Source organism: Hydrogenophaga sp. UC242_53, assembly GCF_042696965.1.
Taxonomy (GTDB): domain Bacteria; phylum Pseudomonadota; class Gammaproteobacteria; order Burkholderiales; family Burkholderiaceae_C; genus Hydrogenophaga.
The window spans coordinates 3446250-3459920 of record NZ_CP170552.1; the positions used below are offsets into that span (position 1 = coordinate 3446250).

Annotated in this window: 11 protein-coding genes and 1 pseudogene; 3 read left to right on the top strand and 9 right to left on the bottom strand. The window is 66.2% G+C overall.

Annotated elements, in window-relative coordinates; translation table 11 throughout:
* The first annotated feature begins 70 nt into the window (after positions 1-70).
* A complete protein-coding gene (locus ACFJI0_RS17395) occupies positions 71-892 on the top strand; it encodes a 7TM-DISM domain-containing protein (protein ID WP_382321437.1) in 822 nt (273 codons plus the stop codon).
* A complete protein-coding gene (locus ACFJI0_RS17400) occupies positions 811-1842 on the top strand; it encodes a 7TM diverse intracellular signaling domain-containing protein (RefSeq protein WP_382321439.1) in 1032 nt (343 codons plus the stop codon). The genes ACFJI0_RS17395 and ACFJI0_RS17400 overlap by 82 nt, the downstream gene beginning before the upstream one ends.
* On the opposite strand, the gene lysS is transcribed toward ACFJI0_RS17400, so the two are convergent.
* The 9 genes and pseudogenes from lysS to ACFJI0_RS17445 all read right to left on the bottom strand — a co-directional run bounded on the left by lysS (position 1843) and on the right by ACFJI0_RS17445 (position 12370).
* Positions 1843-3408 (bottom strand): lysine--tRNA ligase, encoded by a 1566-nt coding sequence (gene lysS, locus ACFJI0_RS17405; RefSeq protein WP_382321441.1) that lies wholly within the window; start codon positions 3406-3408, stop codon positions 1843-1845. It abuts the gene before it with no gap.
* A gap of 76 nt (positions 3409-3484) precedes the next feature.
* Complete coding sequence (locus tag ACFJI0_RS17410) at positions 3485-4201, bottom strand: ABC transporter ATP-binding protein (protein WP_382155199.1); 717 nt, start codon at positions 4199-4201, stop codon at positions 3485-3487.
* A 16-nt stretch (positions 4202-4217) separates the two neighbouring features.
* Entirely contained in the window at positions 4218-4988 is a 771-nt protein-coding gene (locus ACFJI0_RS17415) for an ABC transporter ATP-binding protein (RefSeq protein ID WP_382321443.1), read from the bottom strand.
* Between the two features lie 13 nt (positions 4989-5001).
* Positions 5002-6087 (bottom strand): ABC transporter ATP-binding protein, encoded by a 1086-nt coding sequence (locus ACFJI0_RS17420; RefSeq protein WP_291121141.1) that lies wholly within the window; start codon positions 6085-6087, stop codon positions 5002-5004.
* An 18-nt stretch (positions 6088-6105) separates the two neighbouring features.
* Positions 6106-7035: pseudogene (locus tag ACFJI0_RS17425) on the bottom strand (branched-chain amino acid ABC transporter permease).
* Between the two features lie 233 nt (positions 7036-7268).
* Positions 7269-8561 carry a replication-associated recombination protein A gene (locus ACFJI0_RS17430; protein ID WP_382321445.1) on the bottom strand — a complete coding sequence of 431 codons (1293 nt, stop codon included), beginning with the start codon at positions 8559-8561 and terminating at the stop codon, positions 7269-7271.
* Between the two features lie 10 nt (positions 8562-8571).
* Entirely contained in the window at positions 8572-9207 is a 636-nt protein-coding gene (gene lolA / locus ACFJI0_RS17435) for an outer membrane lipoprotein chaperone LolA (protein ID WP_382163881.1), read from the bottom strand.
* A gap of 50 nt (positions 9208-9257) precedes the next feature.
* On the bottom strand, positions 9258-11615 hold the full coding sequence (locus tag ACFJI0_RS17440) for a DNA translocase FtsK (protein ID WP_382321447.1): 2358 nt from the start codon (positions 11613-11615) through the stop codon (positions 9258-9260).
* An 80-nt stretch (positions 11616-11695) separates the two neighbouring features.
* Complete coding sequence (locus ACFJI0_RS17445; protein ID WP_382321449.1) at positions 11696-12370, bottom strand: Crp/Fnr family transcriptional regulator; 675 nt, start codon at positions 12368-12370, stop codon at positions 11696-11698.
* Between the two features lie 155 nt (positions 12371-12525).
* Between ACFJI0_RS17445 and trxB the strand changes: the two genes are divergently transcribed.
* The gene (gene trxB, locus ACFJI0_RS17450) at positions 12526-13473 is read left to right on the top strand and encodes a thioredoxin-disulfide reductase (protein ID WP_382321451.1); all 948 of its coding nucleotides are present in this window, start codon (positions 12526-12528) and stop codon (positions 13471-13473) included.
* Positions 13474-13671: the final 198 nt, after the last annotated feature.

The window sequence follows — 13671 nt, forward strand, 5'->3', positions numbered from 1 at the left end:
TTTTACGAACGGTGCCCGTCGCCGGACCTGCGTCACGCCCGGCCAATGTCACAGGCGACACAATCGGGGGATGTCTGACGTTTTGTGGAAGGGCGCGACGCCCGGGATCCGTCGCGCTCGCAGGCTGGCCGCCTGGCTGGCGCTGGCCTTCTTCTCCCTTTTTCCTGTCCTGCGCGGAGTGGCCGCCGAGCTGCCGCCTGTGGTGCTCGACGGCACACAACCCAGCGTGCCCCTGGCCCAGCGCAGCCTGTACTGGGTGGATACCGGCGGCCAGCTGACGGTGCAGGAGGTGGAAGCCCAACAGGACCAACTGCCGTTTGCGGTGCGCAGCGCCGAACACCGCCTCCTCCTTCCGGACGGCGGCGCGCTGTGGATTCGCTTCGATGCCCAGGCCCGCGACGACCATTCGCGCTGGGAGCTGGAACTGGCGCGCTCGGGCACCGACCGCATCAGCCTCTACCACCGGCTGTCCAATGGCGAATGGAAAGCGCAACACGCTGGCGACCGCCTCGCGGTGAGCCACTGGGCCTTTCCCGACCGCTACCCGGTGTTCTCGCTCGACCCCCGCACCGACGCTGTAGTGACCTACTGGGTGCGCATCGAACACGCTCGCGTGCCGTTCTCCGGCACGCTGCAGATTCACGACCACCACACCTTGCGCGAGCTGCGCATCCACCAGCAGTTTCTGCTGGGCGCCTACTTCGGCATGGCGTTGCTGCTCACCGCGACCGCGGTCGGCCAATGCGCTGGTGTTCCGGGACACCAGCTTTGCCGCCTATGCCATCTACATCACAGTCCTCGGGCTGCGCCATGGCCGCGTCGCTGGGTGTGGCCGGCCAGTTCCTCTGGCCGAACTCGGCGCAGTGGAACGGATTGGCCGAATTCGTGCTGATGCCGATGGCGGCGGTGTTCGGTCTGCTGTTTGTGCGGCAGGTGGTTCAACCCAGGCGCATCGGTCGCTGGCTGGACCGTTCCGCCCTGGCGCTGCCTGCGGTTCTGGCGGGCCTGATTCTGTGGGACACGCTGTACCCCACCCATGGCAGCCTGCAGGCCGTGACGGCCGCGTCCGCGGCCACGCTCGCGTTGGTCTACGCCATGCTCTGGGCGGCCTGGCGCACGGGGGACCGCTGGGTGCGCTGGATCGCGCTGGGCATGCTGCCGGTGCTGCTGGCCGGGGCGCTGCCGGTGATGCGCAACTTCGGCCTGATCTCATCGGGTTTCCTGTCGCAGTACGGCATGGTGATCGCCGCCGCCCTCGAGGCGCCCTTGCTGATCTACGGCCTGCTGCAACGCTCGTCCCTGCAGCACGAGGCCCAGGCCCGCGCCCGCGCACTGGCCCTGACCGAACCGCTCACCGGCCTCACGAACCGGCACAACTTCATGCTGCGGCTGCACGACAGCGTGGTGCGGGCCCAGCGCTACGGGCACCAGAGCGCGCTGCTGCTGATCGGCCTGGACAACCACGGTTGGTTTGCCGAGCAGCACGGCCGCGAGGTGGCCGACCGCGCGCTGGTGATCACCGGCTCGCTGCTGCGCTCGGTGGCGCGCGACGTGGACACGGCAAGCCGGGTCGACGACAGCACCCTGGCGCTGTTGATGGAAGGGCCGGTGCGCGAGGCGCAGGCCCTGGCCGCGGCCACCAGCATCGTCGCGGGCGGCCTGCGCCCTTCGGTGCAACTGCCCGTGGGCACCACGCTGAAGTTCAAGATCGTCGTGGCGCTGCTGCCCGATCCCACGCCCGAACTTCAGCAGGACGCCCAGGCGCACCTGGACTGGCTGCGCCAGGCGCTGGACGCCCTGCGCAAGGACCCGCGCAAGGCGATCCTGAAACTGAACTTCTGATCAGCCCTCGCGGCGCAGCGCGGGGAAGAGGATCACGTCGCGGATGCTGGGGCTGTCGGTCAGCAGCATCATCAGGCGGTCGATGCCGATGCCACAACCACCGGCGGGCGGCATGCCGTACTCCAGCGCGCGGATGTAGTCCGCGTCGTAGAACATGGCCTCCTCGTCACCCCCGTCCTTGGCCGAGGCCTGCGCCTGGAAGCGCGCGGCCTGGTCCTCCGCATCGTTGAGCTCGGAGAAGGCGTTGCCGAATTCGCGCCCGGTGATGTAGAGCTCGAAGCGCTCGGTGACCGCGGGGTTCGCGTCGTTGGCGCGCGCCAGCGGCGAGATCTCGGTCGGGTGGTCCATGATGAAGGTCGGGTTCCAGAGCTTGTCTTCGACCTTCTCTTCGAAGTACAGCACCTGCAGGCTCGGCAGGCTGCGGCTGGAGAGCTGGTGCTTCTCCTCGCTCAGGCCGAGCTTCTTGAGCTGCGCGAGCAGCCAGGCGGCATCGTCCACGCTGTCGCCCGCCTCGGTGTACTTGACGATGGCTTCGCGGATCGTCAGGCGTTCGAAGGGCGACAGGATGTCCACCGGCTGGCCCTGGTAGGTCAGCGGCTCGTCACCGCGCACCCGGCGCACCACGTGGCGAATGAGTTCCTCGTTGAAGTCCATCAGGTCCTGGTAGTTCCAGTACGCCGCGTAGAACTCCATCATGGTGAACTCGGGGTTGTGGCGGACGCTGATGCCTTCGTTGCGGAAGTTGCGGTTGATCTCGAACACACGGTCGAAACCGCCCACCAGCAGGCGCTTGAGGTAGAGCTCGGGCGCGATGCGCAGGAACATCTCCTGGTCCAGCGCGTTGTGGTGGGTCTTGAACGGCTTGGCGTTGGCACCGCCCGGGATCGGGTGCAGCATGGGCGTTTCCACCTCGAGGAAGCCGTGGCTCACCATGAAGTCGCGGATGCTGGCCAGGGCCTGGCTGCGCGCGACGAAACGCTTGCGGGCGGTTTCGTCGGTCATCAGGTCCACGTAGCGCTGGCGGTACTTGATTTCCTGGTCGGCGATGCCGTGGAACTTGTCGGGCAGCGGGCGCAGGCTCTTGGTGATCAGGCGGATGCGGTCGGCCTGGATGGTGAGTTCGCCGGTGCGCGTGCGCATGAGCACGCCCTCGACCGCGATGATGTCGCCCAGGTCCCAGTGCTTGAAGGCGCTGTGCTGCGCCTCGCCCACGCCGTCGTTGTTCAGGTAGATCTGGATGCGGCCGCCCGAGGGGCCGAAGGACGCGTCCTGCAGCGTGGCGAAGCTGGCCTTGCCCATCACGCGCTTGAGCATCATGCGCCCGGCCACGCTGGCGCGCACCGGCTCGGCTTCCAGCGCTTCCTTGGTGGTCTCGCCATAGCGGGCGAACAGGTCGGCAGCCTTGTCGGCGGGTTTGAAGTCGTTGGGAAACGCCACCCCCTGGCCCTGTTTCTGCGCCTCGCGCAGCGCCTTGAGCTTCTCGCGGCGTTCGGCGATGAGCTGGTTGTCGTCGTGCGCCGCAGGCGCACCGGTCTCGGCGGTGGGGGGGGTTTGGGCTTGGGTCATGAATGAAAAATGGGTTGGGCACCGAGGTGCGCAACCCATGATTGTAGTTTTCGGCCCGATCGGGGCCGAATTCTCGTTATTCGCCGAGGTAGGCGGCGCGCACCTTGGGGTCGTCGAGCATGTCGCGGCCCACGCCGGTCATGATGATTTCGCCCGAATCCATCACGTAGCCGCGGTCGGCGATCTGCAGCGCGCGGCGGGCGTTCTGCTCCACCAGCAGGATGGTCACGCCTTGGGCGGAGACGTCGCGCACGACCTCGAAGATCTTGTCCACCATGATGGGCGACAGGCCCATGGACGGCTCGTCGAGCAGCAGCACCTTGGGCTGACTCATGAGCGCGCGCGCCATGGCCAGCATCTGCTGCTCGCCACCGCTCATGGTGCCGGCCAGCTGGTCCTTGCGTTCGCGCAGGCGCGGGAAGATGCCGAACATCTTCTCGATGTCCTGCGCGATGCCGGCCTTGTCCTTGCGGATGTAGGCACCCATCTGCAGGTTCTCGGTGATGGTCATGCGGGTGAACACGCCACGGCCTTCCGGCACCATCGCCAGGCCCTGCTTCACGAGATCCCAGGCGCCCTTGCCCTTGATGCTCTGGCCCAGGTACTCGATGTCGCCGGCCTCGTAGGCGAGCGAACCGGTGACGGCTTTCATGGTGGTGGTCTTGCCGGCGCCGTTGGAGCCGATGAGCGAGATCAGCTCGCCCTCGCGCACCTCGAGATCGATGCCCTTGACGGCCTTGATGCCGCCGTACGCGACCTTCAGACCGCTGACTTTGAGGAGTGTGTTTGCCATTTGCGTCAATCCTTGATCAGTGGCCGCCGGTGCCGAGGTAGGCCTCGATCACCTTGGGGTCCTTCTGCACGTCGGCCGGTGAGCCGGAGGCGAGCTGCTTGCCGTAGTCGAGCACGGTCACGCGGTCGCACAGGCCCATCACCAGTTTCACGTCGTGTTCGATCAGCAGGATGGTTCGGTTGTCCTTGCGGATGCGGTCGATCAGCTCGCGCAGCTGCACCTTTTCGGTGGCGTTCATGCCGGCGGCCGGTTCGTCCAGCGCGATCAGCTGCGGGTCGGTCGCCAGGGCGCGCGCGATTTCCAGGCGGCGCTGGTCGCCGTAGCTCAGCGTGCGTGACTTGTAGTCGGCGAACTTCTCGATGCCCACGTAGGCCAGCAGCTCGCGCGCGCGCGCCGTGATCGCGGCCTCTTCGCGCTTGAAACCGGGCGTGCGCAGCACGGCGCCGATCAGGCCCGAATGGGTGCGCACGTGGCGCCCGACCATGACGTTTTCCAGCGCGGTCATCTCGGCGAACAGCCGGATGTTCTGGAAGGTGCGGGCGATGCCGGCCTTCGCAGCCTCGTGCACCGCGCTGGGCGTGTAGGGCTTGCCCGCGAGTTCGAAGGAACCGCTGTCGGGCGTGTACAACCCGGTCAGCACGTTGAAGAAGGTCGTCTTGCCGGCGCCGTTGGGGCCGATCAGGCCATAGACCTGACCGCGCTTGATTTCGATGCCCACATCGCTCAGGGCCTGCAGGCCCCCGAAGCGCTTGGAAACATTCGCCACTTTGAGAATGGTGTCGCTCATGTGAATGCTCCGCTTACTTGGTCAGGGACTTGCCGTGCTCGGGCGAGGGCCACAAGCCTCTGGGGCGCAGCAGCATCACGACCACCATGGCCAGCGCGATGAGCAGTTGGCGCAGGATCTCGGGGCCAAGGCGACCACCCGTCAGTTCGGTCAGCGGGTGTGCCACATGGCGCAACACCTCGGGCAGGCCCGCCAGCAACAGGGCACCCAGCACCACCCCGGGGATGTGCCCGATGCCGCCCAGCACCACCATCGCCACCACCATCACCGACTCCATCAGCGAGAAGGACTCGGGCGAAACGAAGCGCTGGAACGAGGCGAACAACACGCCGGACACGCCACCGAAGGACGCGCCCATACCGAAGGCCAGCAGCTTGAGGTTGCGGGTGTTCAGGCCCATGGCCTTGGCGGCGATCTCGTCTTCACGAATGGCCATCCAGGCGCGGCCGATGCGCGAATCCTGCAAGCGGTAGGAGATGACGATGGCCAGCACCACGAAGAACAGGAACAGGTAGTAGTACAGCGTGACCGGCTGGAAGGTGTAGTCACCGATGGTCAGGCGCTTGCCGAGGTCGAGGCCGAACACCGAGATGGTGTCGATCTGGCTGATGCCCTTGGGACCGTTGGTGATGTTCAACGGGCGGTCCATGTTCAGCAGGAAGATGCGGATGATCTCGCCGAAGCCCAGGGTGATGATGGCGAGGTAGTCGCCACGCAGCTTGAGCGTGGGTGCCCCCAGGATCATGCCAACCACCCCCGCAATCGCCGCCGCCAGGATCATCACCAGCCAGATGTTGTAGTGCAGGCCGTTGGGGAACATGGCCTTGATGGCCGGGAAGGTGTCGGCGAGGTGGGGCGAGCCCAGCAAGGCAAACACATAGGCCCCCACCGCGAAGAACGCGATGTAGCCCAGGTCCAGCAGGCCGGCGTAGCCGACCACGATGTTCAGGCCGAGGGCCAGCAGCACGTACATGAGCGCGATATCGACAATGCGCACCCAGGAGTTGCTGCCGGTGGACTGCAGGATGATGGGCAGCAGCAGCAAAGCCACCGCCGCGATCAGGAAGACGATCAGCTTGCCGGTTTTGGTGTTCATCATGGTGTTTCTCCCGGACGGTCAGGCACGGTCCGCCACACGTTCACCCAGCAGCCCCGAGGGACGCAGCGTGAGCACGACGCCAGCACGATGAAGGCGAAGATGTCGGTGTACTGGCTGCCCAGCACCCCACCGGTGAGCTTGCCGAGGTAGCCGGCGCCCAGGGATTCGATCAGGCCGAGCGCAATGCCCCCGACCACCGCACCGGCGAGGTTGCCGATGCCGCCCATCACCGCGGCCACGAAGGCCTTGAGGCCGGGCATGAAGCCCATGGCGTGCTGCACGGTGCCGTAGTTGGAGGCCCACATCACGCCGGCAATGGCCGCGAGCATGGCGCCGATGATGAAGGTGGCGGAGATGACCACGTCGGGCTTGATGCCCATGAGCGCGGCCACACGCGGGTTCTCGGCCGTGGCCCGCATGGCTCGGCCCAGATTGGTGCGGTTGACCAACCACATCAGGAAGGCCAGCGTGACCGCCGTGGTGGCCAGGATGACGACCTGCGTCACCGAAATCACCGCGCCACCGAACGCGATCGGTTCGCGCGACAGCATGGAGGGATAGGACTTCGGGTTCGGCGCCCAGATGATCATGGCGAAGGTCTGCAAGAGCAGCGACATGCCGATGGCGGTGATCAGGGGCGCGAGTCGGTTGGAATTGCGCAGCGGCCGGTAGGCCAGTTTCTCGATGGTGAAGTTGAGCGTGGCGCAGACCACCATCGCGATGATGGTGGCGCAGCAGGAGGACCACCCAGGTCGGCAGTCCGGTTGACGCACTGGTCATCCAGCCGATGACCGTCCAGCTGGTGAGGGCCCCCACCATCAGCACGTCGCCGTGCGCAAAGTTGATCAGTCCGATGATGCCGTACACCATGGTGTACCCCAGTGCCACCAGCGCATACATACTGCCCAACACCAGACCGTTGATGATCTGCTGCAGCAAAACTTCCATGAATGTTTCTCCGTGTTTTGTGACAGGCCGGGAAGCGCTTGTGGCGCCGGCCCGTTTCAACCTAGCAAAAAACCCGCCAGACATGACCTTGAAACAGGACCGACTGCGGGTTGGTGGACGGATTGTAATGAGGGGCTTTTGGAGCCCACATGCGTGTAAGCCCTTAGCGGACGCGGGTTTACCCTGGTTTTAGGTGCAACTCCCCAGACCGCATCAGCGCGATTGGCAGTGCATTAGTCTTTTTGATTGTTGAGTTTCTTGAGCTCGCGCAGCTTATCGGCGATGCGCAACTCCAGCCCACGCTCGACCGGGCGGTAGAAGCCCGGGTCGGCCATGCCATCGGGCAGATAGCGTTCACCGGCCGCAAAACCGCCCTCTTCGTCGTGCGCGTAGCGGTAGCCCTTGCCGTAGTCCAGCGACTTCATGAGCTTGGTCGGCGCGTTGCGCAGGTGCATGGGCACGGGGCGGGTGCCGTCCTTCTTCACAAAGGCCTTGGCTTCGTTGAAGGCTTTGTAGACCGCGTTGGACTTGGGCGCCACCGCCAGGTACACCACGCACTCGGCCAGGGCCAGCTCGCCCTCGGGACTGCCCAGGCGTTCGTACACCTCGGCGGCGTCCAGGGCCAGGCGCAAGGCGCGGGGATCGGCCAGGCCGATGTCCTCGCTGGCCATGCGGATGAAGCGGCGGGCCATGTACCGGGGTTCGGCGCCCCCGTCGAGCATGCGCGCGAACCAGTACAGGGCGGCATCGGGGTCGGAACCGCGCACGCTTTTGTGCAGGGCGCTGATGGTGTCGTAGAACTGTTCGCCGCCCTTGTCGTAGCGGCGCATGCGCTCGCCCAGCACCTTGAGCAGCCAGGCATCGCTCACCTCGGCGAGTTTTTCCCGCCCGGCCGCCACCGCCAGGGTCTCCAGCGTGTTGAGCAGGCGGCGCGCATCCCCATCGGCGTAGGCGATGAGTCGGTCCACGGCGGTCGATTCGATGGCCGGCACCGCGTCGATCGCCTGGGCCTTGACCACGATCTGGCGCAGATCGTCTTCCGACAAGGGCCGCAGCACGTAGACGGCCGCCCGCGAGAGCAGCGCCGAATTGACCTCGAACGAGGGGTTTTCGGTGGTGGCACCAATGAAGGTGAACAGGCCGCTTTCCACGTGCGGCAGGAAGGCGTCCTGCTGGCTCTTGTTGAAGCGGTGCACCTCGTCCACGAACAGGATGGTGCGCTGGGGCGAGAGGCCGCTGCGCGCCACCTCGGCCCGCTCCACGGCCTCGCGGATGTCCTTGACGCCGCCCAGCACCGCGCTGATGGTGAGGAACTGCGCGTCGAACGCGTCGGCCATCAGGCGGGCAATGGTGGTCTTGCCCACGCCCGGTGGGCCCCAGAGAATGCAGCTGTGCGGCTGGCCCGATTCGAAGGCCAGGCGCAAGGCCATGCCCTCGCCCAGCATGTGCTGCTGGCCGATCACCTCGGCCAGCGTGCGCGGGCGCAGGCGCTCGGCCAGGGGCACATGGGTACTGGCGGTCGACACGGCGAAACGATCAGGGTTTGACGACAGCGGCACCCGGTGGCGGCTGGAACTTGAAGTCCCCCGCCTTCAGCGGCGCATTGGCCTGCCAGCTGTTGAACGTGAGCACCGAGCGCTGGCCCAGGCTGTCCTCGATGTCCAGCACCGACAGCTGCCCCTGGCGAAAGCCCACGCGCACCACTTGCAGCTGGCCGTTGCGGTCCTTCGGGCGGGCCTCCAGCCACTCCAGGCCATCGCGGGCGGCGGCCGGCTTGAGTTCGAACGCGTCCGAGAGCCCTTTGAGATCGGTCCCGGCCGCGATCAGCGCGGCAGGCGTGCTGCCCAAGGCTTCCTTCTGCGAACGCGATGTCACCTGGTTCAGGTCCACGTCGTAGAGCCACAGGGTCTGGCCGTCGGCCACGATGGTCTGCTCGAACGGCTTGGCGTACACGAAGCGGAAGCGGTTGGGCCGCAGGAATTCGAACGTGCCGCTGGAGGTCTTGCTGCGCGCCACGGTTTCGTTGGCGCGCTTGGGCGAGGTCACGACCTGGGTGAAGCCGGCCTTGCCGCTGTCCACTTCACGCAGGAATCTTTCGAGGTCTTGCAGGCCGTCGGCGTGGGCGGCGAGCGCGGCCAGCGACAACGCGCAGGAAGTGAGGAGTTGCTTGATCATGGACGGTAGGACCCGGTTGCGCCGACTTGGTTGCATGTCGGCGGGCTTCATTCCCCGCCGCGCGAGGGCACCAGGATGTCGCGCTGCCCGCTGGAGGTGAGCGCGCTGACCAGCCCCGCGTTCTCCATGTCCTCCAGCAGACGCGCCGCGCGGTTGTAACCAATCTTCAGCTTGCGCTGCACATAGGAGATGCTGGCCTTGCGGTCCTTGAGCACGATCTCGACGGCCTGGTCGTACAGCGCATCCTTCTCGCCACTGCCACCCTCGCCACCGCCTTCGCCGAACAGGTCGCCCCCTTCGCCGTCGCCCATGCTGCCTTCGAGCACGCCGTCGATGTAGTTGGGTTCGCCGCCCTGCTCTTTCAGGTAGGCCACCACGCGGTGCACCTCGTCGTCGCTGACGAAGGCGCCGTGCACGCGGATCGGGAAACCCGTGCCGGAGGGCATGTACAGCATGTCGCCCATGCCCAGAAGGCTTTCGGCGCCCATCTGGTCGAGGATGGTGCGGCTGTCGATCTTGCTGCTGACCTGGAACGACAGGCGCGTCGGGATGTTGGCCTTGATCAGGCCGGTGATCACGTCCACGCTCGGGCGCTGGGTCGCCAGGATCAGGTGGATGCCGGCCGCGCGCGCCTTCTGCGCCAGGCGGGCGATCAGCTCCTCGATCTTCTTGCCCACCACCATCATCAGGTCGGCGAGTTCGTCGATCACGACCACGATGTAGGGCAGGCGCTCCAGCGGCTCAGGCTGCTCCGGCGTGAGGCTGAATGGGTTGCCGATGATCTCGCCGCGCGCCGTGGCCTCGTCGATCTTGGTGTTGAAGCCCGCGAGGTTGCGCACGCCCATCTTGCTCATGAGCTTGTAGCGCTTCTCCATCTCGGCCACGCACCAGTTCAGGCCGTTGGCCGCGTGCTTCATGTCCGTCACGACCGGCGCGAGCAGGTGCGGAATGCCCTCGTAGACGCTCATCTCCAGCATCTTGGGATCGATCAACAGCAGGCGCACGTCGCGCGCGTCGGCCTTGTAGAGCAGCGACAGGATCATCGCGTTGATGCCCACCGACTTGCCCGAACCGGTGGTACCGGCCACGAGGCAGTGCGGCATCTTGGCGAGGTCGGCCACCACGGGCTGCCCCCCGATGTCCTTGCCCAGGCCCATGGTCAACATGGACTTGGCATCGTTGTAGACCTGTGAGCCCAGGATCTCGCTGAGCTTGATGGTCTGGCGCTTGGCGTTGGGCAGTTCCAGCGCCATCAGGTTCTTGCCGGGGATGGTCTCGATCACGCGGATCGACACCAGCGACAACGAACGGGCCAGGTCACGGCCCAGGTTGACGATCTGCGAGCCCTTCACGCCGGTGGCGGGCTCGATCTCGTAGCGCGTGATCACGGGGCCAGGGGCGGCCGCCACCACACGCACCTCCACGCCGAAGTCCTTGAGCTTCTTCTCGATCAGCCGGCTGGTCATCTCCAGCGTCTGGCTGTCCACCCCGGCCTGGTGCAAGGGGGCGCTGTCGAGCAGGTCCACCTGCGGCAGCTTGCTGTCGGGCAGCTCGGTGAACAGCGGCTTCTGGCGCTCCTTGGCCACGCGCTCGCTCTTGGGCACATCGACCAGCGTGGGTTCGATCACCACAGGCACCGGGTGGTGTTCCTCGATCTCGACGCGCTCGACCTTCACCACCTCTTCGCGCTCGCGCGCGGCCTTCTCGCCGATGCGCTGGTCTTCCACCGCCTCGCGCTTCTCGCGCCGGGCCTCGAACCAGCCATCCAGCGTGTGCCCGACTTCCTCGGCCCAGTGGCCCCAGGAGAAGCGGAAGACGGTGGGCAGACACACCAGCAGCACCGCCAGCATCGCCAGCGCCGAACCGGTGAAGCCCAGCCAGCGCATCGCCACAGGCCCCAGCGCATGGCCCAGCACGCCGCCGGCGTGGTCGGGCAACAAGGCCTCCAACCGATAGAGGCGACTCCATTCCAGCACCGTGCTGGCCGCCATCAGGACGACCAAGGCCAGCCAGAACAGCGCGCGGCGCGCCCAGGGGCGGTGCCAGAGGCGATCGCCGGCCACGGCTTCATCGCCCGTGCCTTGGGCGCCGCGGATCCAGCGCGCCAGGGTGGACAACCACGCCCGCACCCCGGCAAGAAACAGCCACCAGACCGAAAAGCCGAGCAGGTAGTAGCTCCAGTCCGACAGCATGGCGCCCAGGCGGCCACCCCAGTTGCTCACCTCGGTGGAGGTGCCCGTGGTGCTCCACGCGGGATCGGCCAGGGAGTGGCTGAGCAGTGCCAGCAGCCAGAACGCGAGCGCCGCAGCGCCCAGCACCAGGCCGATTTCCTGGGCAAACCGGGACACACCCGCCGGCGCCGCGGAATCGCGGTCGGCGTTGAGGGTGTTGAGTGAATAAGTCATAGGCCTCGCTGAAATCCAGCGACAAGCTTACCCCATGACAGCCACCGACCGGGCGATGCCGGCCGGGTGCGAAAGAGCCCTCAACCGAGCGAGTTGAGGCGCTCCTTGATGACGGTGCTGCCCTCTTCGGTCACCTCGATGAAACCCCGGTCTTCCAGGTCCTTCATGACGCGGCTGACCATCTCGCGGGAAGCCCCGATCATCTTGGCCACGTCCTGGCGCGAGACCCGGTCCTTGATGGTCAGGATGCCGTCCTTGTCGGGCTGGGCGAACTCCAGCAGGGCTCGGGCGACACGCCCATACACGTCCATCAGCGCGAGTGACTCGATCTTGCGGTCCGCGTGGCGCAGGCGCTGCACCAGGCCGCGCATGACCGCGTAGGCCATGGAGGTGTTTTCCGGCAGGCAGCGCGCGAATTCGGTGCGCCCCAGGATCAGCACGTCGGTCTGCACCTCGGCGCGCACGGTGGCCGAATGCGGCTGGTTGTCGATCAGGCTCATCTCGCCCACGTAGTCGCCCGGGTTCATGGTGGCCAGGATCACCTCACGTCCCCGGGTGTCGGTGGTGACCACCCGCGCCCGCCCGGTCAGCACGATGGCCAGGCAGTTGGACTTCTTGCCCTGCTCGACGATGCACTCCCCCCGCTTGAAGCGCCGCTTGACCACCGAATCGGCCACCGATTCGGCCTGGGCCTGGGTCAAGGTGGAAAACAAGGGAACCCGGCGGATCAGGTCGAGATTGGACAGGAGAGACATGCGTGTATTCCTTGGTTGGGACGGCGCGCGCGGCGCTCTTTCATACAATGATTCGCACACATTGGGCGCCACGCGGCACTGGATTTGCCCCCGAACGCGCCCATATAACCACCGACTCTAAACCACTTGGCCCCAAATTCGATGGGGCGCTCAACATGAAACACGCGAAAGTCCTCATCCTGGGTTCAGGCCCTGCCGGCTACACCGCGGCCGTCTACGCCGCGCGCGCCAACCTCAACCCCGTGCTCATCACCGGCATCGCCCAGGGCGGCCAGCTCATGACCACGACCGATGTGGACAACTGGCCCGCCGATGCCGAAGGCGTGCAGGGCCCCGACCTGATGCAGCGTTTCCTGGCGCACGCCGAGCGCTTCAAGACCGAGATCATCTTCGACCACATCAACGCGGTCGACTTCTCCAAGCGCCCCTTCGTGCTCAAGGGCGACAGCGGTGAATACAGCTGCGATGCGCTCATCATCGCCACCGGCGCGTCGGCCAAGTACCTCGGCCTGCCCTCCGAGGAAGCCTTCATGGGCAAGGGCGTGTCGGGTTGCGCCACCTGCGACGGCTTCTTCTACCGTGGCCAGGAAGTCAGCGTGGTCGGCGGCGGCAACACGGCCGTGGAAGAGGCGCTGTACCTGTCCAACATCGCCAGCAAGGTCACGCTGGTCCACCGCCGCGACACCTTCAAGGCCGAAGCCATCCTGATCGACAAGCTGATGGACAAGGTCGCCGCCGGCAAGATCGAGCTCAAACTGCACAGCACGCTGGACGAGGTGCTGGGCGACCCGACCGGCGTGACCGGCGTTCGCCTGAAAAGCGTGAAGACCGGTGCGACCGAAGACCTGGATGTCAAAGGCTGCTTCATCGCCATCGGCCACCAGCCCAACACCGACATCTTCAAGGGCCAACTGGACATGAAGGACGGCTACATCACCACCCGTTCGGGCCTGCAGGGCATCGCCACCATGACCAGCGTGCCCGGCGTGTTCGCCGCCGGCGACGTGCAGGACCACGTGTACCGCCAGGCCATCACCAGCGCCGGCACCGGCTGCATGGCCGCCCTCGACGCCCAGCGTTTCCTGGAGCAGAACGCCGTCTGAGCGCGGGGCTGACGGCCGGCCCTGGCGGCTTGGCCGCCAGTTGGCTATAATTGCGGGCTTTGCTGAGATTTACCGGCTTGCCCGGGCACGAAGCAGATTCGGGTTACCGCCACCCTTTCCTGGCGAGGTGAGGCTGAGGGGCCGACACGGAGACACCTCCGGTTCGCGGTCCGCAGCTGTTTGAAATGATCGGAGTGT